This is a genomic window from Bacillus sp. D386 (genome assembly GCF_006346415.1).
On record NZ_VEMV01000002.1, the window covers coordinates 236,910 to 262,779 of the forward strand.

The 25,870-nt window shown below is 35.5% G+C and carries 21 protein-coding genes, 1 pseudogene and 1 riboswitch; of the genes and pseudogenes, 12 read left to right on the forward strand and 10 right to left on the reverse strand.

Going from position 1 to position 25,870, the window contains the following annotated elements:
* Window positions 1-45 precede the first annotated feature (45 nt).
* Window positions 46-924, reverse strand: coding sequence for a Cof-type HAD-IIB family hydrolase (locus FHY45_RS06160; RefSeq protein WP_139891178.1), 879 nt, complete (start codon window positions 922-924; stop codon window positions 46-48).
* A gap of 414 nt (window positions 925-1,338) precedes the next feature.
* Here FHY45_RS06160 and trhA point away from each other — a divergent pair, with 414 nt between their 5' ends.
* The gene (trhA, locus tag FHY45_RS06165; protein ID WP_066100039.1) at window positions 1,339-1,989 is read left to right on the forward strand and encodes a PAQR family membrane homeostasis protein TrhA; all 651 of its coding nucleotides are present in this window, start codon (window positions 1,339-1,341) and stop codon (window positions 1,987-1,989) included.
* A 327-nt stretch (window positions 1,990-2,316) separates the two neighbouring features.
* On the opposite strand, the gene FHY45_RS06170 is transcribed toward trhA, so the two are convergent.
* From FHY45_RS06170 to FHY45_RS06185, 4 genes are all read right to left on the reverse strand, one after another.
* Window positions 2,317-2,496, reverse strand: a complete 180-nt coding sequence (locus FHY45_RS06170; RefSeq protein ID WP_139891179.1) for a hypothetical protein — start codon at window positions 2,494-2,496, stop codon at window positions 2,317-2,319.
* A 47-nt stretch (window positions 2,497-2,543) separates the two neighbouring features.
* The gene (locus tag FHY45_RS06175; protein WP_066100042.1) at window positions 2,544-3,341 is read right to left on the reverse strand and encodes a type II toxin-antitoxin system SpoIISA family toxin; all 798 of its coding nucleotides are present in this window, start codon (window positions 3,339-3,341) and stop codon (window positions 2,544-2,546) included.
* Between the two features lie 101 nt (window positions 3,342-3,442).
* Entirely contained in the window at window positions 3,443-3,901 is a 459-nt protein-coding gene (locus FHY45_RS06180; RefSeq protein ID WP_066100045.1) for a hypothetical protein, read from the reverse strand.
* Window positions 3,894-4,367: a DUF2243 domain-containing protein gene (locus FHY45_RS06185; RefSeq protein WP_257468935.1), complete on the reverse strand. Its 474-nt coding sequence runs from the start codon at window positions 4,365-4,367 to the stop codon at window positions 3,894-3,896. The genes FHY45_RS06180 and FHY45_RS06185 overlap by 8 nt, the downstream gene beginning before the upstream one ends.
* 143 nt (window positions 4,368-4,510) lie before the next feature.
* Between FHY45_RS06185 and FHY45_RS06190 the strand changes: the two genes are divergently transcribed.
* Together FHY45_RS06190 and FHY45_RS06195 are read left to right on the forward strand one after the other, a co-directional pair.
* The gene (locus tag FHY45_RS06190; RefSeq protein WP_139891181.1) at window positions 4,511-6,043 is read left to right on the forward strand and encodes an FAD-dependent oxidoreductase; all 1,533 of its coding nucleotides are present in this window, start codon (window positions 4,511-4,513) and stop codon (window positions 6,041-6,043) included.
* 256 nt (window positions 6,044-6,299) lie between these two features.
* Window positions 6,300-7,160 (forward strand): EamA family transporter, encoded by an 861-nt coding sequence (locus FHY45_RS06195; protein ID WP_139891182.1) that lies wholly within the window; start codon window positions 6,300-6,302, stop codon window positions 7,158-7,160.
* A gap of 122 nt (window positions 7,161-7,282) precedes the next feature.
* Here FHY45_RS06195 and FHY45_RS06200 read toward each other — a convergent pair whose 3' ends face one another.
* The gene (locus FHY45_RS06200) at window positions 7,283-7,903 is read right to left on the reverse strand and encodes an FMN-dependent NADH-azoreductase (RefSeq protein ID WP_066100058.1); all 621 of its coding nucleotides are present in this window, start codon (window positions 7,901-7,903) and stop codon (window positions 7,283-7,285) included.
* Window positions 7,904-8,083: 180 nt separating this feature from the next.
* Between FHY45_RS06200 and FHY45_RS06205 the strand changes: the two genes are divergently transcribed.
* Complete coding sequence (locus tag FHY45_RS06205) at window positions 8,084-8,503, forward strand: MarR family winged helix-turn-helix transcriptional regulator (RefSeq protein WP_139891183.1); 420 nt, start codon at window positions 8,084-8,086, stop codon at window positions 8,501-8,503.
* A 10-nt stretch (window positions 8,504-8,513) separates the two neighbouring features.
* Window positions 8,514-9,737, forward strand: a complete 1,224-nt coding sequence (locus FHY45_RS06210; protein ID WP_066100066.1) for an MFS transporter — start codon at window positions 8,514-8,516, stop codon at window positions 9,735-9,737.
* A gap of 229 nt (window positions 9,738-9,966) precedes the next feature.
* Here the strand turns inward: FHY45_RS06210 and FHY45_RS06215 are convergent, their stop codons facing one another.
* Both FHY45_RS06215 and FHY45_RS06220 read right to left on the reverse strand, forming a co-directional pair.
* Window positions 9,967-11,445 (reverse strand): sensor histidine kinase, encoded by a 1,479-nt coding sequence (locus tag FHY45_RS06215; protein ID WP_180349908.1) that lies wholly within the window; start codon window positions 11,443-11,445, stop codon window positions 9,967-9,969.
* Window positions 11,438-12,094: a response regulator transcription factor gene (locus FHY45_RS06220; RefSeq protein WP_066100072.1), complete on the reverse strand. Its 657-nt coding sequence runs from the start codon at window positions 12,092-12,094 to the stop codon at window positions 11,438-11,440. The genes FHY45_RS06215 and FHY45_RS06220 overlap by 8 nt, the downstream gene beginning before the upstream one ends.
* A gap of 366 nt (window positions 12,095-12,460) precedes the next feature.
* Window positions 12,461-12,587: riboswitch (cyclic di-AMP (ydaO/yuaA leader) on the reverse strand.
* A gap of 428 nt (window positions 12,588-13,015) precedes the next feature.
* Between FHY45_RS06220 and FHY45_RS06225 the strand changes: the two genes are divergently transcribed.
* Together FHY45_RS06225 and FHY45_RS06230 are read left to right on the forward strand one after the other, a co-directional pair.
* Complete coding sequence (locus FHY45_RS06225; protein ID WP_066100075.1) at window positions 13,016-14,317, forward strand: NCS2 family permease; 1,302 nt, start codon at window positions 13,016-13,018, stop codon at window positions 14,315-14,317.
* Window positions 14,318-14,450: 133 nt separating this feature from the next.
* The gene (locus FHY45_RS06230; protein WP_066100078.1) at window positions 14,451-15,677 is read left to right on the forward strand and encodes an aminopeptidase; all 1,227 of its coding nucleotides are present in this window, start codon (window positions 14,451-14,453) and stop codon (window positions 15,675-15,677) included.
* 154 nt (window positions 15,678-15,831) lie between these two features.
* Here the strand turns inward: FHY45_RS06230 and FHY45_RS06235 are convergent, their stop codons facing one another.
* The gene (locus FHY45_RS06235; protein ID WP_139891185.1) at window positions 15,832-17,592 is read right to left on the reverse strand and encodes an ABC transporter ATP-binding protein; all 1,761 of its coding nucleotides are present in this window, start codon (window positions 17,590-17,592) and stop codon (window positions 15,832-15,834) included.
* A 310-nt stretch (window positions 17,593-17,902) separates the two neighbouring features.
* Between FHY45_RS06235 and FHY45_RS06240 the strand changes: the two genes are divergently transcribed.
* From FHY45_RS06240 to FHY45_RS06260, 4 genes and pseudogenes are all read left to right on the forward strand, one after another.
* A complete protein-coding gene (locus tag FHY45_RS06240; protein WP_066100083.1) occupies window positions 17,903-18,349 on the forward strand; it encodes a MarR family winged helix-turn-helix transcriptional regulator in 447 nt (148 codons plus the stop codon).
* Between the two features lie 14 nt (window positions 18,350-18,363).
* Window positions 18,364-20,094, forward strand: coding sequence for an ABC transporter ATP-binding protein (locus FHY45_RS06245; protein WP_139891186.1), 1,731 nt, complete (start codon window positions 18,364-18,366; stop codon window positions 20,092-20,094).
* Window positions 20,091-21,944 carry an ABC transporter ATP-binding protein gene (locus FHY45_RS06250; protein ID WP_139891187.1) on the forward strand — a complete coding sequence of 618 codons (1,854 nt, stop codon included), beginning with the start codon at window positions 20,091-20,093 and terminating at the stop codon, window positions 21,942-21,944. Before FHY45_RS06245 ends, FHY45_RS06250 begins: the two co-directional genes overlap by 4 nt.
* Window positions 21,945-22,228: 284 nt before the next feature.
* Window positions 22,229-22,687 (forward strand): annotated as a pseudogene (locus FHY45_RS06260) (Na-translocating system protein MpsC family protein).
* Window positions 22,688-23,875: 1,188 nt separating this feature from the next.
* Here the strand turns inward: FHY45_RS06260 and hmpA are convergent.
* Entirely contained in the window at window positions 23,876-25,087 is a 1,212-nt protein-coding gene (gene hmpA, locus FHY45_RS06265; RefSeq protein WP_066100099.1) for an NO-inducible flavohemoprotein, read from the reverse strand.
* 166 nt (window positions 25,088-25,253) lie between these two features.
* On the opposite strand from hmpA, the gene FHY45_RS06270 reads away from it, so the two are divergent.
* The gene (locus FHY45_RS06270; protein WP_066100101.1) at window positions 25,254-25,706 is read left to right on the forward strand and encodes an RrF2 family transcriptional regulator; all 453 of its coding nucleotides are present in this window, start codon (window positions 25,254-25,256) and stop codon (window positions 25,704-25,706) included.
* Window positions 25,707-25,870 lie beyond the last annotated feature (164 nt).

Below are 25,870 nucleotides of genomic sequence, written 5' to 3' on the forward strand. Positions count from 1 at the left end.
CAATCTCATTTAGAATTGACTTAAGCTGTAATCATACTAACTACCTTAAACTTGACGTATTGCAAGGACTTCTTCAATCGCACAGGCAACACCATGTTCTACATTCGTTTTAGTATGATATTGGCAGAGTTCTTTCACCTCATCGGAAGCATTTCCCATAGCTACTCCACGTCCAGCCAGCTGAAGCATGGAAACATCATTTAAATGGTCACCAAGTGCCATAACTTCTTTCATCTCGATATTAAATTGATCAGCCAACATCTTTAATGATGTTCCTTTCTGAGCTTTTGGATGATTAAATTCTATGTTTCCGCGCTCAGAAGAGGTAATGATATACTCGGTTTCACCGGCTAATTCGCTATTTATACGTGCCAATTCATCCATATCAGCTGATAATACTAAAATCTTATAGATAATCAATTCTTCATCCAGGTATATACCTTCAAAGTTATCTACAAAATGGCAGTGTTCGAATTTAAATCGTTCCTCCGCTCTTCTTCTAACATCCTCTAGCATTAGAGCTTCATCAGCGTATGGGAATCTCTCCATTTTTAATTGCATTCTAATGTCAATATACTGTTCCATACTTTTAGAAAAAACTCCAACGTTAGTAAAAAACTCAATATATACGTTTTTATTTTCCAGTACTTTTTGAATTGAGCGGCACCATTCTTTTTTTAGTGGGAGTTTATTTAATACTTCTCTCTGCTCGTCTCTTATTTCAGCTCCGTTTAATGCAATTACAGGACAACACAATCCAGCCAGTTCCAATGGCATCAAGGCATAACTGTATGGTCTTCCTGTAACAATAACTACCTGAATCCCTTCCGCCTGTGCTTTTTCAATTGCGATTATATTCTCCTTACTGATACGACCTTTACCATTCAACAAAGTCCCATCCATGTCTGTTGCAATTAATCTCAACGTCAATCATTCCTTTTACTGTAACTTAAATAAATACCATACTAGTATACTACTATATTCATTAAATTCGTAGAAGCCATTCATTATTTATAATGGTTAAAATAATGATTCTTATTGAATAGTTAAACAACACGCCTCAGAAGAACTAATGCGAGTCTTGGTATAGTTAAATCTTTCATATAACAGACCTGCGTAAACCACAAAAAAACTGATAACCAGTTTCCTTTTCTTAATTAAGATGAATTCAAAAATATCTCATTTAACATGCATACTATAAAATGGGTGATAAGTAGTTATTAAAACTATATAATGAATTGTCGAAGCAATAATATAGAGTATTAATATTTACATATTAATGATATTGCATTATACTAATGATAATAATTCATATTGTACTAGAAAGAAGGAAATTTAATGAAGGACATTCATGTTTATAGCAAAGGTGAAGAAATCGCAAATGCAGTTACCCATGGCCTGGGTGTTATATTAAGTATAGTAGCGCTGATTTTGCTGGTTTTCCATTCCTCTATATATGGGACCGCTTGGCACATCGTTAGTTTTACTATATTTGGAATAACAATGCTTCTTATGTATCTGTGCTCCACTCTTTTGCACAGCTTACCCCAGGGCAAAGCTAAGAATGTATTTGAAATATTCGACCATTCAGCTATCTATTTTTTTATCGCAGGTACGTACACGCCATTTTGTTTTATTGTATTGGACGGTTGGACACGTTGGACTTTATTCGGTATTGTCTGGGGAATAGCTTTTGGGGGAACAGTTTTTAAATCATTTTTTGTTAAAAAATATATGATCGTATCAACACTTCTTTACATAGTAATGGGTTGGATGATTGTCTTCGCATGGAAACCATTGGTCAACTTCCTTGAGCCAAATGGAATGATTTTATTAGTTACTGGAGGTATTCTATACACGGTAGGTGCTATCTTTTATGTATGGAGAGGCTTCAAATTCCATCATGCCATTTGGCATCTTTTCGTTATCGCCGGAAGTGTTATGCATTTCTTCTGTATTCTCTTCTACTTACTTCCATGGGATAAATAATAACATATTCTTATTACAATTTAAGGCAGCTCTCCCTATCCGGAAGCTGTCTTTTTTATCTTTAACGAATGTTTTATTTAGCCTTTAGTCTCTTCAATTATCCAAATTTACCTCGAAGTTTTTTTAAAACTCTAATGGCCTCATGATTCATTTTACTGATCCTTAATGCCTTATTGCCCAAAACTGTGTACCTTCTGTTTTTTCCTAATTGTTTAGTTACATTCTTAGATGTCATATTTTATGCTCCTAACATGTGCATTTTGTTATAGCTTATGCTATAACACAAAAAAGCAATACAAAAAAAAATAACAAAGTCCCATCACTTTGTTATTTTACAGAGTATATATAAGCCAATGCTTTTTTATTCATTTCTTTTACTTTCTTTGTCTGCTTACTGACTGATTTATCAGAGAGATGGGTGATTTTGGGACCTGACTGGGAGTTTTTTGCCATTGCCTCAGCGGAATCGTCAGACTGAATGTTATTTCTCCTACGCCTCATAGCCATCTTACTCCTCTCTTCCTTAACTTTTATACCCTTATTATACCAAAGTTTTACATAAACGAATCATAAATGTGAACTAAATTAGCAATATGAACACCATCCACTTCAATGGGAATGCCCTTATCTTTCTTTAAAACTATAATAAAGTTATACATTTGTAAATGGATAGGAATTAACAAAGCATCGTGGTCTTCAAGGGTGATAACCTCTAAATTGAAAATCGAATCGGTAAAGCTTTGTAAAAGCTGCTGATTAAAATCGAAATTATGTATATGATCAATCCTGATAAGCTTTTGTTTAATTCTCTCCCTGACGGATATATCTAAGTCAATCGAATCGTCAGCTTCGTACTGATTGATATCAACTGACAAACCAAATTCCTCACAATACAGGACAAGATATTTCTTTAACTCTCTCTCATATTCTTCTCCGTTTTCAGGAACAGGCTTTTGCTCAAAATAATAGATAGCATCCTGTACTAATAAGGACATATGCTCTACCTTTGTCACCGTCGCTCGTTGAATTTTTTCATTTTCCTTTATGGTAGCTTCAAGAAATTCAGAACCTGTTATAAACTCTGCCTGCCATATCTTTAAAATGCTTGGTGTTAAAAGAACGGATAAATCGATAAAAACAACGATTGCAGTTAAACTCAATATATATGTCCAGTTGGTTATATTTATTCCGCCTGCAATAATGCCGATTCCGAGGCAAAGCACAAATAACGTATAAAGGCTTCGGCGAAAATTTTTTAAATGCAAGTCAAATATGGAAGGTTTTACGATGGCCATCATACAAGAAACGAGAGAAAAACATACTAGAATAGCAATATAAATTTTTCCAAACATTTCATCCTCCATCGATAATCATTTATATGAATAATCATACCATTTAATTCCAAATTACCATATAGGTATATCTTCTGAATTGTCAGATGACTGTTTGTAATCTATTTCACCTTAAGTTTATAGTGATAGGCAATCTCCTTACCGTTATACATTAGTGCTTTATGATTATTCGTATTTAACGTAACCTTCACCTTGTACACCCCTGGTTTGAGTGTGCCTAAATCATAATATTGACCATAAATTCTATTCTTTTTATCTCCATTCATATATAGATGGGCATGACCTTCATTAATTCGTTGCTCATTCGAACCCAGCTTTTCTGGTTTAAACGAAAAGTTTTTTGTGTTGATTTTCAGCATCCAACACCCTGTTTGATCCTGCTTGATCCATCCATTAATTTCCGGAATTTTCACTTCACTTATATTGCTTATTTCTAATCCATCATGTTGTCCCGTATGCCCAGCATGAGCATCATTGCTGAAATGGCTGCTTTGTTGATGAAAATATAGCATGATGGATACAAACCCAGCGATAACAATAAAGCTAAGTATTCTATACATGAATCTCTTCGCCACCCTTATGCCTGGACGCACTATTTTTCAAATACAAACCAATCAAAAATAAAATAGCTCCAACTATCAGAAACGCTATATCATAGAATAAAGCATTGGGATCACCTGGTTTTACCCTATGAATCTGCAGGATATGATGATTAACAATCCCTTCCAACATATTGAATAAACCTGAGCCAATTAAAAACCAACTAATAATCTGTTTGACACCCTGCTTTTGGTCTGATGGGTTCCCAGCAAGCCATAAAATAAAGCCCCCTGCCACCAAAGCAATCGTCACCGCAAAATGAAAAATCCCATCACTCATGATTTGACCTGAGCGACTCGTTTCCATCACGACACTATGCCATTGTAAAAGCTGATGAAAAATAATCCCATCCATAGCACCCATAAAGCCGGATCCCAACAGAAAGCTTCCTATTACTAATAATTTCTTTTTAGTTTGACTCCTCAATCGAATTCCCCTCCAGCCCCCATTTTTTTTACTTAATATCCAATCGGTCTTCATTATAAACAATCCGTTTATCATAATTAGCTGATTTTTTTAACAAAACATGGGTAACTATATACTATATTGGAAAAACCGGAGGGGTTAAAATGAATCAATTACCTAATCAATCGAGTTCATATTGGACGAAGTTCATGCAGAATCAAGAAGAACTGAAATTTAATAAGCTACAAAATGATTTAGAAACAGATGTTGTTATAGTTGGAGCTGGAATAGTCGGTATTTTAACGGCTTATCAATTGGTCAGCAAAGGAGTAAAGGTTGCATTAGTTGAGGCAAGCGAAGTGATGAATGGGACAACAGGCCATACAACAGCAAAAATAACCGCCCAGCATGGATTAATTTATGACAAATTAATTAATTCGGTAGGTGAAGAAAAAGCGAAACTATACTATCAGGCAAATATGGATGGCCTTGAATTTATCCATTCTCTCTACAAAGAAGAAGAGATCGATTGTGATTATGAAGAACAGGAAGCCATCCTTTACGCAGAGACTGAAAAATTTGAAAAGAAAATCAAGTCAGAGTTCGAAGCTTATCAAAAACTGGGCATTCCAGGTAAACTTGTCGAACACCTGCCTTTGCCTTATCCAATCAAAAATGCCATTATTATGCCTAATCAAGCACAATTTCATCCAGTTAAATACTTAGGCCATATTTTAAACCTGATTATAAAAAAAGGCGGACAAGTATTTGAACAATCGCCAGTAGAAGCTATTGAAGATGACGATAAAGGACCTGTTCAAGTTAAAGTGAAGAATGGACATACCATTTATTGCAATAAAGTTGTGATTGCTTCCCACTATCCATTCTATGATATGCAGGGACTGTACTTCTCTCGCCTGAGCCCGAAACGCTCTTACATTGTTGCCGCTGAAATCAAGGAAGACCTACCAGATGGAATGTACATTAGCGCCGAGCAGCCTACCCGCTCAATCCGCCATACAAAAGACGGGGATAAAACCCTGGTATTATTTGGAGGAGAAAGTCATAAAACCGGTCAAAGCGAAAATCCATTTAAGCATTATGAAGCACTAAAGGATTTTGCCGAAAAGTATTACACAGTTAATGACCTTCCATACAGATGGTCAGCACAGGATTTAGAAACATTGGATTATGTCCCTTATATTGGTCCATATTCTTCTATGAAGGATCATATTTTTGTTGCAACTGGTTTTGGGAAATGGGGAATGTCGAACGGAGCTGTCGCTGCTCTAATTTTAAGTGATTTAGTACGTGGAAAAGAAAATCCATATTTTGATCTGTTTACCCCCACTCGTTCAGAAACACATATACAATCTGCCGGTAAATTCATAAAAGAAAATATAAATGTAGCAAAAGAATTAATTAAAGGAAAACTTGCTGATAAAGATATCAGTCCAGATGAACTTAAACCCGATGAAGGCAGTATCGTTACCTTTAATGGTAAAAGAGCCGGTGCCTATCGCGACCATACAGGTAACGTTTGTGTAGTAGATACTACCTGTACCCATATGGGGTGTGAAGTGAAATGGAATAATGGAGAACGTTCCTGGGATTGCCCATGTCATGGATCCCGCTTTGCACCTAACGGGGAAGTCATCGAAGGCCCAGCAGTTAAACCGTTGGAACGTTTGAATTAACAGCTTGAAATGAGATTCCCATATCCCTACTATATATCCTTTGAATCCTAAAACTAAAATACACTTTTTATGCCGGGTAGATAATCTATGTGACATAAGGAGTGTATTTTTTCTTCATGTAAATACAACTCAAGAATCAAGTATTTAAACTTATATGAAACCAAATACCTTTTTAAATGGAATTGAGTTATAGTTAAAGTTAGAAAAAACCAGAGGAACAAACCGATTCTAAGTACATAAATAAGCGAGGATTTTCATGAGCATACTGTTAGCTTTACTGGCTGCTTTATTTGCAGCATTAACGTCAATATTAGCAAAAATCGGGATTAATAATGTGAATTCAAATTTGGCCACTGCGATTCGAACGTTTGTAGTCCTAATTATGGCTTATGCCGTTGTTCGAATAACCGGGCAATGGGATGAGCTGTATACTATCCATCCTAAGGCATGGATTTTCATTATCTTATCAGGTATAACCACTGGCCTATCGTGGCTATGTTTTTTTAAGGCCATACAAATTGGTGATGTATCAAAAGTAGTTCCTATTGATAAATCAAGCGTCATAATTACAATTATTTTATCCTTTATCATCCTTCAGGAGCCGTTGACTCCGTTAGTGATTGCAGGAGGGGTCGTTATTACGATTGGTACTTTTATTCTTATCGGTAAGAGAGAAAAAAAGAAGAAAGAAGGCTATCTTCAGTCGTATATTTTCCTAGCTGTCTTATCAGCCGTTTTTGCAGCACTAACCAGTATATTGGCGAAAATCGGTATCGAGGATGTTGATTCAAATGTTGCCACCTTCATTCGTACTGTAGTGATCTTAATTTTTGCCTGGAGCATTGTATTTTTCCAAAGGACGCAAAAAGATCTTAAAACGATATCTAATAGGTCCTATCTCTTTTTAATCCTATCGGGTATCGCAACTGGCTTATCTTGGTTGTGCTACTTTGCTGCCATTCAAATCGGACAGGTATCCATCGTAGCTCCCATCGATAAATTCAGCGTAGTCATTACAATGGTATTAAGCTTTATTATTTTAAAAGAAAAACCTAATAAAAATACGATTATTGGTGGTATTGCGATTACAATTGGTACTATTCTGCTTATTTTTTAACAAACGCGTCATTTATCGTCCTTTATATATAAAAACAGTGGGAATTCTTAATCGAATCCCACTGTTTTTATTGTTTTCTATATTAATGGTAAATCCAACGATATAGTATTGATGTTTCTTAATTAGAAGCGGGCAGCAAGTTTAGCGGTTTTCTCAAGCCCTTCTGCAACAATTTCAACCGTACGGTCTGGGTATTGATTATGTCCTTCAATAACCATAACTTCTGGGTTAGTAATTCCCCAAAGGCTAATAGCAGATTTAACTAAATTAACTGCCATTTCCGCTCCTGGTATAGCTGAGTAATCAGAACCTCTTGCAGACAATAGTGCTACCTTTTTATCAGCTGCATATCCTATCGGACCTTCAGCAGTATACTTAAACATTTTTCCGGCTTGAGCCAAATACGAAATATACGTAATTAATGGCGCAGGAACAGTTGAATTCCAAAGAGGGAAGGCAAAAACAATTTTATCCATGGATAAGAATTGATCGATATATTGATTTGCTAAATTAACATATTTAGTTTCTTCTTCTGTTAATTCGATTCCTTGATTGTTTTTATAAAGAGCGGTAATCGCCGCATTTCCATAGTAAGGGAGTTCTACTTGGAATAAATCCAGCTCTGTAATTTGATCAGTTGGATTTGCTTCTTTATATGCATGTAAAAATGCATTGTACATTTGAACAGAAACAGCTTGGTCTGCCGGTCGATCGTTTACTTTAACAAATAAAACTTTAGTCATATGTATACCTCCATGTACGATATATGATTTGTAAATTTATTTTAATATAGTTTGAATTCAAAGCAAAATAATATGCCTATCTTTTACCATTATAAAAAGACTGGACATCTTCTCCTCTTCTCTGCCATAATAAAAAAATTGGATTAGTTAACTAAAGTAACTAATTTATAAGGAGGTAAAATGAAAAGATATCAACAGTTATTTCACGAGTTGTCTATGGTGCATAAACCTTATATTGACCAGTTAAATGAAATTCTAGGTAGATATGCTTTGAACAGACCACAATGGACAATTATGTATATCCTTTTTAATTATGGGCCACATACCCTTGTTGAGATATCTAAATATCAAAGTATCGAAAAGCCAGCGATAACCCGCACAGTCAACAGCCTCGAGCAGCAAGGGTATATTCAGTCATTTTCAAGCTCAGATAAAAGGAAGAAAAATATTCAACTGACTGCTAAAGGAGAGAAACAATATAAAGTTGTAAGAAGTGAGATTGATGAATTTCAGATTGGAAAGTTAATAGGTATTACGACAGATGAACAAGAACAATTCCTAAATATCCTAGAAAGGATTAAGCAAAATTTTAATGAGTAAGGAGATAACTATGCAAACGGAACGAGCAAAATTATGGACAAAAGATTTTATCATTGTATCCACCATTAATTTTTTATTAACACTTGTTTTTTATTTATTAATGGTGTCAATTTCGGTCTATGCTGTTGAACAATTTAGTGCTTCAACGAGTGAAGCAGGACTGGTTACCGGAATTTTTATTATTGGAGCACTTATTGGCCGACTTCTGACAGGTAGAATTATCGATAAATACGGCAGAAAAAGAATATTATTATTCGGACTTATCGTTTTTACATTAACAACTATTTTATATTTTGGGATTAATAGCTTGTCTTTTTTGATGGTTAACCGCTTATTACATGGAATCGGATTAGGAATTGCAAGTACGGCTACCGGTACCATTGTAGCGCAAATCATACCAGCAGAACGACGTGGTGAAGGCGTTGGATATTTTAGCCTTAGTGCCACTCTTGCTACTGCGATTGGTCCTTTTTTAGGTATTTATTTAAAACAGCATACAACATTTGAAGTCATTTTCAGCTTTTGTATAGCATTGGGAGCTGTTAGCTTTTTAACTGCCTTTCTATTAAAAATACAAAATGAACAATCTCACACTTCTGTTGAATCAGAAAACAATAGAGTTAAGCTTTCCAGTTTTATTGAACCAAAGGCTATCCCCATTGCTATCGTTATGATGCTGGGAGCCCTATGCTATTCAAGCGTCTTATCATTTATTACTTTCTATTCAGAAGAGATTCAATTAGTTGAAGCAGCAAGTTTCTTTTTTGTCGTTTATGCAGCAGCGGTTTTAGTGTCAAGACCTTTTACTGGCCGCTTGTTAGACTTAAAAGGATCTAATATTATTATGTATCCCTGCTTACTTGTATTTGCCCTTGGACTTCTTCTATTAAGCTATGCTAATAACGGATTTATTTTGCTTTTAGCCGGCGCAATTATTGGACTCGGTTTTGGGAATATCCAATCTACAACTCAGGCTATTGCCGTAAAAGTGACTCCTCCTCACCGAATCGGTTTAGCAACAGCAACCTTTTTTATCTTTTTGGATGTAGGCTTCGGAATTGGCCCATATGTACTTGGAATGATTATTCCTTTCACAGGCTATCGAAATCTCTATCTAATCATGTCGATTCTCGTATTGGCATTAATCGTAGTCTATTATTTTATGCATGGAAAAAAGGATTCTTTAGAGATGCGCAATAAATTAACAAAGCTAGAGGAAACAAAATCAAATTAAAATCACCATTAAGGAAAAAAAGCGGAATGTCCGATTTTGGATATTCCGCTTTTTTCTATTAATTCGATTTTCATTCAGCATAATAGCATTCTCATTCTATTTTAACCGCTATGATAAATGCTCTAAAGCAGCTAAAACTTCAAGTAATAAAACGTATTCTCCAAGAAATATTCAGTAATGTAAAAAAGAGTGAGGCATGCATTAAATTGTTGCCCCACTCTTCCCTGCGCTATTCTTCAATATTTTCCTGTTTAATATGCTTGAACTTCAGCGAAAAGGTTGCTGATTGATTTGTACTATTTACATCAATATTCACATCATAAATTTCAGAAACCCTTTTAACAATCCATAACCCAATACCCGATCCAGACGTTATCTGCTTAGCCATACTTAGACGTACATACTTATCAAAGATCTTATTGATATTAGAATAATGGATAGATGAGCCAGTGTTGGTTACGTCAATATTAATAGTATTATCAAGCTTATTCTCTCTAATTCCCACAAAAATGGTTGATTCCTTTGTAGAATATTTCACTGCATTGCTCAATAAATTCTGCATGACTAATTCAAATGAATACTCATCAATCCAGATTTTGGTGGTTTTACTTACATTATCATTAAAAATAAATGTGTAGGAGGGGTAATTCCTCATATAGGCAGCCATTAATGGTTCAATACAACCTTTTGGTTCTATCCAGCTATCGGGAGGATTTCCTCCTAAATAATAAAGTTCATGCGATAATTTAATACCTGTTAATAACGAATCTATATTACTAGATTGGTTTTTAATATGAAACAATCCTTCTTTAATCTCAGGATGAGTTTCGTTATCAATCAGGTCCTCCAAATATTCAATGGTATTCTTAATATTATGAGCAGGATTCCGAACCTCATGGACAATCTCTTCTAGGAAAGCATGCGTCTCGTCGGTTACAGCGAGCATTTTTTCAACACTACTATTGGTAACATTGTTTAACTCTTCCATTTCCCTTAACATATAGTCATTCATAAAATGGGGTGTAATATTAAACTTGTTTTTCAGCTTATAATGATTGGTCATCTTCGATAAAGGTTTAAAAATAGTTTCAAATAATAAGGCCTGAAACAAAAAGAAAAAAATGAATATAATCAAATATAAATAACCATTCGTGATGAGTATTTCTTTAAAATCTTCAATAAGCAGAACCGAGAGATTTATTTTCGTATATAACTGACCATTGAATGCTTCCGTATGAATGGCATGCTCAATTTCAGCTATTACAGATCCATTAACTTCATAAAACTCAACCTTAATTTTTTTATCACTTAAACCATCTTTTACATAGATGTCTTCTCGACTCTGACCTAATAACCACTTAATTATTGGTAAATATTTTTTATCTTTTCCTTCATAAATATTGATATTCTTTGATGTTTGGTTATAAGCAATATTTTGATAACTTGAGTCATTATCCAAAATCATCATATACTCATAAGCACCAGGTAGCTTACCGAATTTATCATTTAGAAAGTCTTCCTGTAAACCGTATTCAGCTAAATGAGTTTCAACCAAATAGAAGTTCGGCAATACTTCATTGATTCGATGTTTTGCATAATCGTTTACCCGATTAATATTTTGCAGTAAGACTATGCCTGTAAATATCAAGAACATGAGAATATTGGATAAAATGGTAAACCGTTTAACAGTAAGCCAATTTTTAGTCATTGATTTCATATCCAACATTTTTAATCGTATTAATGCTATTCTTACCTATCTTTCGTCTAATCCGATTTATCGTTGTATTAATAATGTCATCACTCATATCCCCATGCTCAGTCCATATTTTTTCCCATAATTCTTGTTTACTGACAACTTGATTTTTATGTTCTAATAAATACGTATACACCTGCATTGGAATTTTCGATAGCGTTTCAACACTGCCATCTTCTTTCGTAATCGTACCACGAAGAGGCTCAATTTTTAATCCTCTATGTATATAATACGAATTATTTTTTACTGCTGTACTTTCCATAATATTTTTTATGTTAAGGACAAGTTCTTTGTAGCTGAAAGGCTTTGTAAAATACAAAAGCGCACCTTCCTGTAATCCTCGCAATCTTGCATCTGACGAATCTGCTCCGGTAACGAGGACAAAGGGAATATTATGTTTTTTCCTTATAATAGAAGCAGCTTCCAAACCATCAATAATTGCACCATGAATGGTAATATCAAAAATTAATAAATCGTATTTCACTTTATCACAAGCTATAATTGCATCCTCTGGATCGTCAAAATCATCTACTGTATATCCTTGTAATTCAAGCCTTTTCCTTAGTACTTTTCTCGCAACAGGCTCATCTTCTAAAATTAACATTCTAATGGGAATCACCCTCTTTAAAAAAGTAAATAAATTATATCACCATAATTTTTTGAGGTAAATACTTACTTGTATTTTTATGCATAAAAATGCCATCATTATTTCATATAACTATTAAATCTAAAGGGATGTGTAGTTTAAGCAAAAAAAGAGTGATTCCATTAATAGCGGAAATCACTCTGTGTTTATATTGACTTTAAAGTACGACCAATGAGTATACGTTTTATTGATGAAACCACTCTGCTCACCCGCTTTTATTATTAAGAAATTAATAAATTAATAGCTTGATCAACAAAAAACGCCTGCAAGCCATCAATAAATAGACCTGCAGACGTTATATTAGTTTCGTCTCACAAGTTCCACCTTCCTTCTCATAAAACGCTGAGGAGTTAGCTGTCGGATTCGTGCCTACTGAGTAGCCCTACCATAATGGATTCACCCCAGAACACAATGGGTCCCCCGCGCAATTATGCTTAAGCGATTTAGAAATTAGAAACTTTGATAATAATACTCCCGATATGAAAAATGTAAATATTTTCATCTACTAATTTTTGTATATTTTTAATTTATTCACATAAATTTCTTTTTGTTTTTTGGTCACAGTCTACTTTGTATTTCAACCTATACAGAAGTCACAAAAGTAACATCAACCATTTACAAATCAAAGTCCTGAAATGTTGAAGCACTATTCATAATGACTTCTAATACTAACAATCAGTTTTAGTATGATAATGTTTTAAATATCAACCTCATAACTAGGATAAAGCCTCTCTTTAATCCTCATATTATAAGTAGTTATTGCAAATAATTAATATAATTATTAATTTGTGGTTGAAAAATAACCTAAAAGCGAATATTATATTAAATGTCGTCAAAAACGTTCGCTTTTTTAAAGGTGAATAGATGGAGGTATACGAATTGTTAGACAAATTTTTCTCAATTAGCCAAAACGGGTCTACTGTTAAAACGGAAGTTTTAGCTGGTATAACTACTTTCTTTACAATGGTGTACATTGTAATAGTTAACCCGGCAATCCTTTCCGCTTCAGGAATTCCCTTTAATCAGGTATTTATTGCTACCATTATCTCGGCAGTAATTGGTACTTTAATTATGGGCTTGTATGCAAAATACCCAATCGCCGTTGCGCCAGGTATGGGAATAAACGCTTACTTTACGAGTGTTGTTGCGACACAAGGACTTAGCTATCAAGTGGTTTTAGGCGCAGTATTTATCGCCGGACTTTTATTTATGTTATTAAGTTTTAGTAATTTACGTGAAAAGATCATTAATTCCATCCCTCTTTCTATTAAATATGGAATTACATCCGGTATTGGTTTATTCATAGCGTTTCTTGGTTTTAAACAAGCACAAATCTTTGTCGCAAACGAAAGCAATCTTGTTGGTTTAGGTGATTTAACTGCTCCTGTTCCATTATTAACAATTGCCGGTTTATTCATTACCCTTATTCTTATGGTAAGAAAAGTACCTGGTGCTTTGTTTATTGGAATGATTATTACAGCAATTATTGGCTATTTTACAGGCATGCTGGACATTACAGCCAAGCAATTACTCCCTTCACTTCCAGAAGGAATAGCATTTTTTGATTTAGATCTCGGTGGTGTATTCACTAACAGCTTATACGCCGTTGTATTTTCATTCCTACTCGTAACGATTTTTGACACAACAGGTACAATGGTGGCTGTATCCGAACAGGCCGGATTATTAAAAGACGGTAAGTTTCCTAGGGCAAAGCAAGCTTTCCTTGGTGATTCTATCGCTACTACTGTTGGTGCTGCTTTTGGTACAAGTCCTTCAACAGCATATGTAGAATCAAGTACAGGTGTTGCTGCCGGTGGTCGTACTGGTTTAACAGCAGTAGTTGTTGCTATATTGTTCAGCTTAGCATTATTCTTCTCACCATTTATTGGAGCCATCTCAAACTTAGCTTCCATTACAGCTCCTGTTTTAATTATTGTTGGGTGCTTTATGATGGAAGGTATATCAAAGATTAGATGGTCTGAGTTTGATGAAGCTTTTACAGCATTTGTTATTATCCTTGCGATGCCTTTAACTTCAAGTATCTCTACTGGAATCGCATTTGGATTTATTATTTATCCAATCTTGAAATTAGTTGGTGGCAAAGCGAAAGAAGTTCCACCTCTTGTTTACATCTTTGGTGTACTATTCCTTATTCAATTGGTCTTCTTAGGAGGACATTAATAAAAATGCTATATAGAGCTGGATTTCTTATAGATCCAGCTCTATATTTTTATCCAAATAAATTTTTGATATTTTCTGATATCTAGATGATATACTTTTATAGTAAATAATATTGTATGGGGAGGATTAATCCATGAATAATTTTGAAGAAAAATTAGATCGTTATGCTGACTTGACTGTTAAGAAAGCTGCTAATGTACAAAAGGATCAAATTGTATTCATCATATCCACTATTGAAACTGCACCATTTACACGTAAACTTGTTAAAAAAGCCTATGAAGCAGGTGCAAAGCAGGTTTTTGTGGAATGGAGTGATGAAGAAATTAACCGAACGAAATATTTGCTGGCACCTGACGAGGCATTTACTGAATTTCCTTCATGGATGGCTGCCTCCAGAAACGAAATGGTTGAAAGAGGTGCAACTTTTATAACGATTGTCTCTCAAGATCCGGACTTACTGAATGGGATCGACTCAAATCGGATCGCTAATTTTCAAAAGGCTGCAGGTAAGGCTCTCAATAATTTACGCGAAGCAATGCAGTCCAATAAGATCAGTTGGACAGTCGTTGCTGCTGCAGGTGAGGGTTGGTCCAAAAAAATATTCCCTGGACAAGAAAACAGCTTAGATTTACTTTGGGATGCCATCTTTTCTTCAGTCCGTGTTGATCAGGAAAATGTTATCCAAGCATGGGAGGAGCATCTTGATACATTAATCAGTAAAGCTGATTATTTAAATAACAAAAAATATAAATACATACACTATAAAGCACCTGGTACGGATTTAAGAATTGAACTTTCCGAGAAACATAAGTGGTGCGCAGCAGGAGCTAAAGACTCAACCGGCAAAGAATTCGTAGCCAATATGCCTACTGAAGAAGTATTTACGATTCCTTTAAAAAATGGAGTAAATGGCACGGTTTCAAGCACAAAACCGTTAGCTTATGGCGGCAATGTAATTGATGAATTTACGTTAACATTTGAAGAAGGAAGAATCGTAAATGCCGTGGCAAAAAAAGGAAATAAAATTTTAAATCATCTTATCAATGTTGATGAAGGAGCTAAATACCTGGGTGAAATTGCGCTGGTACCTCACCATTCACCGATCTCTGAATCAAATATCTTATTCTATAATACGTTATTTGATGAAAATGCTTCTAACCACCTCGCCATTGGAGCTGGATATCCATTTTGCCTCGAAGGTGGAGAAGAAATGAATATCGAACAATTGCATAAGTATGGGGTAAATATCAGCCAAGTGCATGAGGACTTTATGATTGGTTCAGCTGATATGGACATTGATGGAGAATTGCCTGATGGTACACGTGAGGCCATATTCCGAAATGGGAATTGGGCGTTTTGATTCTATTTACAGGTTTATAACCCTTAAATAATAGTAAAATTGCTTTTAAAAAAACCAAAACGCGCTTAGTAAAATATTTCTAAGCGAGTTTTGGTTTCGTTTAGCTAGTTGTTCATTCTTAAATATCAAAAAAAATTGTTATGCTTTGTGCAATTTATGCCTTCTCTTTTAAATTCTCATTAATTTTTAATTGCTGTGTTGCGAATTCATGGTAGAGCTTGTGAGTTTGCATTAATTCTTCATGTGTTCCTCTACCTGTAATTTCACCTTTTTCAATAAATAACAACTGATCGGCATTGACGACGGTTGATAATCGATGGGCAATAACGATTGTCGTCCTCCCTACCATTAGTTTATTTAATGCAGCCTGCACGATTTGTTCAGACTGGCTGTCTAAACTTGATGTGGCCTCGTCTAGCATTAGAATACTTGGATTTCTCAATAACGCTCTTGCTATCGCAATTCGTTGGCGCTGTCCTCCTGACAGCTTCAATCCCCTCTCCCCTACATCCGTTTGGAATCCTTCTGGAAGCTGCTGAATGAATTCAAGTGCATGAGCCATTTCAGCTGCTTGCTCCAGTTCAGCGGAGGTGACTTCCCTTTCCAAACCATAACATATATTATCCTGGATCGTACCTGCCAACAGCGGGCTTTCTTGAGATACATACCCAATATGCTTCCGCCACGATTGCAAATTGTATTCACCGATAGGAATTTCACCTATCCTGATTGATCCCTCACTTGGTTCGTAAAAGCGTTCAAGCAATTTAAACAGAGTCGTCTTCCCTCCACCGCTTGGTCCAACAATCGCTGTTACTTTTCCCGCTTCAATCTTTGCATTTAAATGACGAAGAATTAAAGACTCCTCTGCATATCCAAATGATAAATCATCGAGAACGATATCGACATTTGCTTTTACTAGTTCTTTCCCTTTGAGTAAATCCTCTTCTTTTTCATTCAGGATTTCAATTATTCTCATGGTTGCTCCCATCGAACGCTGCAATTGAGTAAAAAATGTCGTAATTTGCCCCATAGGCATAATAATTTGAAAAATGTAAAGAATAAAAGCTACAAGCGAACCTGCTGTAATAATTCCGCTCGCTACCTGCATACCGCCATACCCAATAATTCCTACTAGAGCAGCCATTAGCACTAATGTGATAATTGGTGAAACAAGAGACTGGGTCTTCGCTTCTTTTAAACCAAGAGCGAACAACCGGTTTACACCTGACATTCCCCTATTATATTCAATTTCTTCTGCATTGGATGCCTTGACTAAGCGGATTTCAGGTAGGACCTGATTTAATACCCCTGTAAATCTACCAGTTTCAGCTTGGGTCTCCTTCGAGATATTAAGCATAATTCGGCCAATTGGTATTAAAATCATGGCTGCTATTGGGAAAACAATAAATATTAACAGGGTTAATTTCCAGTTCATGATAAATAATATCGTTATAGACCCAATAACTGAAATCATTCCAGTAATAGCCCCAACTAAATGGGTAGTTATCAATTCTTTGACGACCATTGTGTCATTTGTTAATCTGCTAATCATTTCCCCTGAACCATATTTGTCAGAGTACGATACAGGCAGCTTAATCAACTTTTTCCATAATAAATCCCTCAAGCCTGCAATGATTTTTTGACCATTATATCCAAGTGCATAGGTCGCGTATGCACTTAAACCAGCTTGAGCAATAAACACCAATACAATTATGAGAATCTGACTTTTAGATAATGAAGACATACTGAAGCCGTCTACCAATTCCTTTGTTAACAATGGAATGAGCAACCCAATAAGGGTAGTAATAATACTCAGACCGAGTGCAAAACCAAGTCTTCCATATGAAGGGTTCGTTGCATGCAATAACCGAAAAAAGCGTTTATAACTCCCCTTCTGTTTTCTTTCTTTCATAAACTTTCTTCCTCCTGAGTTTAGCTTCTATATATAACGTTACCGAAGAACTGATATAAAGACAATCCTAATTATGTAAAACATTGGGATTTTAAGCTGAATTTAATATGTTTTATACATTATACATTTTTTCATTTCCTATTTCTTTTATTTAACAGACCTACAAAACCATCGTATTTAATTTGTCATATTTTACACTTTCTGAAACTGTATAGCTATATTGACTTGTATATATTATATAAATATAATTTTATTTGCTTTTAATTTGGTTACTTAACTATTAGGAAGACTTTGTTTTAGAGGTGGAGGTATGACAGTTAACAAAGACCGATCAGTTGAAAAATTGATCAGGGCTTTTACACAGTTTGACAAATTGGATTGGGAAAAGAAAACAATAAAAGGATATAAACCAAGTGAAATAAGAGTTTTGACATGTATCAAAGAAAAAACTCAACATATTACCGAGATTAAGGTATCCGAGATCAGCAAGCAGTTAAATGTTAAAATGCCATCTGTTACCCCCATTTTAAATAAGCTGGAACAGCATAACCTAATTACCCGCAGAATTGATAAAAATGATCGCAGGGTGGTACTGGTTACATTAACATGTGAGGGAGATTCTGTAGCAGATGCAGCACTTGCTAAATTACATCAAACTTTTACCCTTCTAGAGGAATATATCGGATTAGATGATAGTAAGGAACTCACCCGATTATTAACCAAAGTGTATGAGTTTTTTAATGAAAATCAGTATTAAGGAGTTGTTAATTTTTGAGGAAATTGTTTCGCTATTTAGCACCGTATAAATTACCGATTGTTTTTATATTCGCATTGGTATTTATACAGTCATTATCAGAATTATTCTTACCCACATTGATGTCTGACATCATCGACAAAGGTGTCATTAATCAGAACATACCATACATATGGAAAATTGGCGGATTTATGCTTTTGGTTGCTGCAGTTGGTACGCTTTGCTCTATTACGGCAAGTTACTTCAGCGCCAAAGTATCCATGTCATTTGGCAAAAATCTTCGCTCCAGAGTATTCTCCCATGTTGAGAATTTTTCACTTCATGAATTTGAACAAGTTGGTACTGCTTCCTTAATTACAAGAACAACCAATGATATAACACAGGTACAATTGGTCCTTAACATGATCCTTAGAATGATGATAATGGCACCTTTAATGGCTATTGGTGGCATTATTATGGCCTTTTCAAAAGATCCCGAACTATCCTGGGTTATCATCCTTGCGATTCCGGTCTTAGTGGGCGTTATTCTTTTTGTCATCTGGAAAGGCGTCCCTCTATTTAAACTGGTTCAACGCAGATTGGATGCTGTAAACCGTGTCATTCGCGAAAATTTGACTGGTGTCCGTGTCATTCGTTCCTTTAATCGGATCAATTTTGAAAAGGAACGTTTTAAGAAGGCCAACAAAGACTTAAGAGACACTACTATCAAAGTGAATAAATTAATGGCTACACTTATGCCGCTCATGATGCTGATTATGAACTATACAACCATTGCGGTTGTTTGGTTTGGTGCAATCAGGATTGATCATGGAGATATGCAGGTCGGTGATTTAATGGCCTTTATTCAATATGCCATGCAAATTATGTTCTCCATGGTTATGCTTTCCATGATGTTTGTCATGATTCCTCGTGCTTCTGCTTCCGCAGCTCGTATTAATGAAGTATTGGCGATTAAGCCCACTATTAAAGATGAGCCAATTAAACATGAAGCTAAACCAACTAAAACTGGCTACCTGGAATTTAAGAATGTTACATTCAGCTATCCAGGTGCCGAAGAACCTGCCTTAAAAGGCCTTTCATTTAGCGCTGGTCCTGGTGAGGTTACAGCCATTATCGGCGGAACTGGTTCTGGGAAATCAACATTATTAAAGCTGATTCCTCGTTTTTATGAACCGACTGAAGGCAGTATTTATCTTAATGGAATCAATATTAAGGAACTGGAATTAGTGGATTTACGTAACCGAATTGGTCTAGTTCCTCAGAAAGCTGTTTTATTCACCGGTACCGTAAAGGAAAATATCCTCTACGGAAATGAGAATGCCAGTGATGAGGAAGTCATCCATGCTGCAAAAGTCGCACAAGCCTATGATTTTGTTTCTAATATGAAGGAAGGCTTTGACTCTCCTATTTCTCAGGGCGGTACAAATATTTCCGGAGGACAAAAGCAACGTCTGTCCATTGCGAGAGCCTTGGTTCGAAAACCGGAAATCTATATGTTTGATGACAGCTTTTCTGCACTGGATTTCAAAACGGACGCTAAGCTGCGGAATGCTTTAAAAAGTGAAACCACGGAAGGAACGGTTTTATTGGTTGCCCAACGTGTATCTACGGTTATGGATGCCGATCGTATCATTGTATTGGATGAAGGAAATGTTATGGGAATTGGTACACATGAAGAATTACTAAAATCATGTGATACCTATCAAGAAATTGTGAAGTCACAGCTTTCTGAGGAGGAGATTGCATGAGCAGAATGACAAGAAGACAATCAAATCCGGGATTTGGTCCTCCAGGTGGTCCAGGAGCACCGATACAAAAAGCAAAAGATTTTAAGGGTACGTTAAAACGATTAATTCGTTATTTAGCACCTTATAAATTTCGCCTTTTAACTGTATTGCTGGCTGCAATCCTCAGTACGGTTTTCACCATTGTCGGCCCAAAAGTATTAGGTAAAGCGACAACCAAAATATTTGAAGGCATTATGGAAAAAATGTCAGGTATTCCTGGCGCAGGCATCGATTTTGAGTATATCATTCGAATTCTCTTCCTACTCGGCGCCTTATATTTGTTTAGCTCAATCTTCGCCTTTATCCAGCAATATATTATGGCAAGCGTTGCTCAAAATACGGTATTTACATTAAGAGAAGAAGCTGAAGCTAAGGTATCTCGGCTGCCTTTAAAGTATTTTGATGGAACAACTACAGGTGAAACTTTAAGCCGGATTGTGAATGATATTGATAATATCAGCACTACCTTACAACAAAGCTTAACACAGCTTATTACCAGTGTAGTAACGATTATTGGTGTTATTATTATGATGCTGTCGATCAGCCCGGTTATGACAGGAATTCTTCTTTTAACATTACCTTTAAGCGGAGTAGTCGCTGTATTTGTAGCCAAAAAATCTCAAACCTACTTTGCTGGCCAACAAAAATCACTTGGAAATTTAAGTGGCCATGTTGAAGAAATCTATACTGGACATGAGGTCGTGAAAGCCTTTGGCCAAGAGGAAAAAGCTTTGGAAGAGTTTGAGGCAATAAATGAAAAATTATACGAATCATCCTGGAAAGCACAGTTTATTTCAGGTGTAATTATGCCCTTCATGCAATTTATCGGAAACATCGGATATGTACTCATATGTGTAGTTGGCGGTATTTTTGTTACAAACGGAAGAATAACAGTTGGTGATATACAGGCTTTTATACAATATGCACGCCAATTCACACAACCGATTACTCAAACGGCGAATATCGCTAACATTATTCAATCTACTGTTGCTTCTGCAGAACGTGTATTTGAACTGCTAGATGAGGAGGAGGAGGAAGCAGAAACAACGAATCCACAAATGATTTCTCATCCAAAAGGACATGTGGTTTTTGATCATGTTGCATTCGGATATAAGCAGGATCAGCTATTGATTGAAGATATGAATCTTGATGTCAAACCAGGGCAAAAAGTAGCCATAGTAGGTCCGACCGGTGCAGGTAAAACAACAATGATTAACCTGTTAATGCGTTTTTATGAATTAAATGGCGGAAGCATAAAAATTGATGGTGTCGATATTAAAGAAATGAAACGCGGAGATCTCCATGGATTATTCGGTATGGTTCTTCAGGATACATGGCTCTTTAATGGTACCATTGCAGATAATATTGGCTATGGTCGTGAAGGTGCCACTCGTGAAGAAATTATTGAAGCAGCCCAAGCAGCTCATGCCGATCATTTTATTCGTACATTGCCAGAAGGATATGAAACTGAATTAAATGAAGAAGCATCCAATATATCACAGGGTCAAAAACAATTGCTTACAATAGCTCGTGCCATTTTAGCAAACCCTTCTATTCTAATCTTGGATGAAGCAACAAGCAGTGTTGATACAAGAACTGAAATCTTTATTCAGAAAGCGATGAATCGCTTAATGGAAAATCGTACAAGCTTTGTGATCGCTCACCGTTTATCCACGATTAAAGATGCAGATTTAATTCTAGTAATGAATAAAGGAACCGTCATTGAACAAGGTACTCATGATGAGTTGCTGAGACAAAATGGTTTCTATGCGGATCTTTATAACAGCCAGTTTGCAGATGAAGCCGTATAAAACAAATGTGCCGGGAAGAAAACTTCCCGGCACATTTGATAATATTAAATATTATTTCCGCAGCGCCAAAGTTTGACCAATCACCCCTCTCATGTCCTAATCGTTTCTAGATGTTTTCGTTGACTTTAATCTTTTAATTCAGACTAAAATCCCCTGTAATAAGTCTTTGTCTGATGTTTCAAAAAAATTACTTAGGGATAAATGATAAGAAAGTCACAAAGCCTGAGGTGTATGATATGGAAATAACAAAAGCCGAAAAAGACATTAGCAGTTATATAGGAAGAATGCTAAGAGAAACCTTCGGACGGGGCCCCAGCCACGTTATTTGTACGTTATCGTCTCCTACTCTTGCTGTGCATCTTGCCGATTTCCTTTCCCCTATGGAGAAATCCTTATTGGCTAATTAAGATGGTGAAGTTTACGTGCAAAAGAACCGGGACCTTCTCATGGAAACCATAATCAAAGACATCACCTCCTATATTGAAGCAGCATTAGGAACAAAAGTTGATGAATTCTTTTATGATTGGAATTTGCAAACTTCGACTGGCATGTTTATTATTACGCTATCAAAAACAGCAACGAGCATCAGTGATTATAGAAATAGAGAGAAAGTCGAACGAGAATTAGCGAAGGTTACCAAGCTTGCTCAAAAAGAACCAGTGGAAATCTATTCAACTATGCTCAATAAGCGGCAGCTGATGATTGTCCGAAAAGGTATAATGGTTCCGACGAAAAGGAATTGATCAAGTTCGGCTTTACTGAACAATTAACGATCGCGAAGCGGGATTTGGAGAAACGTTTGATAATAGAGCATAAAAGAAACTTCGAGAACTATTTAAACACCAAAATAATCGATAAATTTACTTTTTGGAATTTCGAGAAAGATACTAGCTATATTATTTTCATTTTGCAAAGTTGATTGGTTGATTGACAATAACCCCCATCTGCGATAAAGTTATCTGTAACATCTTAATAAAATAACTGATAGCAATGAGTGGGCATAGAACCATACATAAGTCAGGAAAGGATTAATAAATTTGTCCTTTTCTGGCTTTTTTTATGAATAAATTCAAAAAAACAGGGGATGATTACCTATAAATATGGAAGATTGTATACTAATAAAGAAGGAACTATTAGACAGATTAGATTCGTTTAAGAAACAGAAATTATTAGGCAGCCACATAATTAAACGGATGGAAATGGAACATTATATAGAAAATGTTGCAAGCTCTTTATCAATTAATTATAAAAAAGAGTCAAATTCGACTAACACTGTTTATTATTTCTGTATCAATGAGAGTCAATTACAATTGAAATTCTTGTTTCGCTACGGTACATATTATACACGACACCAAATTATTAACCGATATGAATAGAGACTGATTTTATCGGGTGATCCTTTTATTAAGTATACTGACTATCTAGCCATTCAATCAGCTACCTTTATGAAATGTCAATGCAAACATATGAAATGTACATATAGACTAAAAGAAACCTGGTTTTTGTGTACAGCTGCAGATTAATCATTTAGGGTTAACCAGCTGAGATAGTTGTGTCTCTGAACATACCGATTTAAGGCAAGAAGTATTAGATTAATCCTTAGGCACTTCATTTGAATGTCTTTCACTAAACAAATGACGGTAATTAATACCTGATCAACAAACGCACTAAAGGTGCTTGAGGAATTCTTCTTATTGTTTTTTATAATCTTTATCTCTGTATATTCCTTTACCATCCTCCCCTCTTTTAATCTATTAAACCAATCAATTCAGCGCACACTTTTAGTAATGTTTGGGATCGTTATAGAATAATAAAATCATGGTGAGTTACGGAGACAAAACATATTCTCTGCTGATTTTCACAACAAAGAGTTTAACAGACGAGGAATTTATAAAAAATATGCCAGGAATAAACTTCCCAGCATGTTTTTTTCACACTTTTTCTGTTACTGTTTCGATTTTCATGGAAGGTCCAAAAAATTCAAACCGTACTTTTTCTTGCGGTACGCCTAGTTTATAAAGCATTTGAATGACACCTTGCATAAATTCGACTGGCCCACAAACATAGAAAATTCCATTCTGATCTAATTGCCTCAATACCTCTTCATTGATTCTGCCTATTTTATAATTCTCCTCGATTACATCAGCTTCTTCATTATAAAAGTTGATTGTCATATCATGCATTTGCCTGTTTAACATGGAGAGCTCATCAGCAAATGCTTGAAGCTTCCTGTTTTTAAACGCGTGTATCAAAGTAATTTTTCTTAATGATTCCTGTTTATAAAGTGTATTCAACATACTAATAAATGGCGTTATCCCTACTCCGGCAGCTATAAAGGTAATTGGCTCGGTGTCCTCTTCTAAAGTAAAATCTCCCGCTGGTACCGTTAGTTGTACTATATCACCCGTACAAACTTCCTTATGCAGGTAATTAGATACTTTACCATCAGGATTGTCATGCATACTTTCACTTTTTACAGAAATTCGATAGTATTCACCATTGGATACATTCGTTAAGCTATATTGGCGATTCATCATAAACTGTTCTCCTGGAATTTGAACCCGAACAGTTATATATTGGCCCGGTTCAAATTCGGGTATTGCCAGCCCATCGGTTGGTTTTAAATAGAAGGAAGTAATACCGTCACTTTCCCTCACTTTCTTTATGACTTCAAATTCTCGATAGTCTCTCCAACCACCAACCTTATTTTCCGCTTCTTCATACATTTCACGTTCAACCCCTATGAAGATATCAGCGATTGCCCCATAGGCCTCTTCCCACGCTTTTAAAATATCATCTGTAGCCGCATCACCTAATACTTTTTTAATAGCCAACAATAAATATTTTCCTACAATCGGATAATGCTCAGGTTTAATCATTAAACTACGGTGTTTATGTGCAATTTGTTTTACAACCGGCAGAAGCACTTCCAATTGATCGATATAATAGGCCGCAGCTGTTACCGTATTTGCTAATGCAGTCTGCTGTCTGCCTCTTTTTTGATTTGCATGATTAAAAATATTCAAAAGCTCAGGATGTGCTTCAAACATCGTTTTATAAAATACCGTAGTTATTTCCTTACCCCTTGTTTCCAATATTGGTGCAGTTGATTTCACAATTTCGATTGTTTGAGTAGACAACATATAAAAATCCCCTTTTAAAGATGTATTTGAAATACATCTTTAATTTTACTCTATTGGAAAGTAAAAGCAATATTTCAGATACATCTTTTCTGTGAACTTTCTTTGGAAGCCTATTTATGTATGGTAGTATTAAAGATGAGTAGATAATCTGAAGCGGGGCGTGACTATGCGATTAACAAATTTCAGTGACTATTCCATCAGGGTGCTTATGTACTTGGCAAGTCATCCCGATCGATTAGTAAATATAAAAGAAATTGCTGATGCCTATGGCATATCCAAAAATCATTTAATGAAAATTATATACCAGCTGGGCAAGTTAGGTTATATAGAAACAATACGTGGGCGTAATGGCGGCATGAGACTGGCAATGAAACCTCATGAAATCAATATCGGGGGTTTAGTAAGAAAAACTGAAGAAGATTTTAACATAGTTGAGTGTTTTTCTGATCATAATACATGTCCCATCTCTCCTGTTTGTACGTTGAGAGGTATTTTAAATAAAGCATTGTATGCTTTTTTAAACGTATTAGATGGCTATACACTCGCAGATATATCTCAAAACAAAGAAGTGTTAGCTCAATTTCTAGGAGCTTATTCCGAAGTAAACAATGATTCGTAAAATCCACTTTAGAAATAACATTTATGATACAAATCTATTTAAAAGGCAGTGCGGCAGTCATTTATGGCCTGTTGCACTGCCTTTTTAGACAAATTATATTTACGTACCACATTAAATCGTTGAAGAGAACCGTCCTATATTAAATCTTCATTCTTCTATCATCT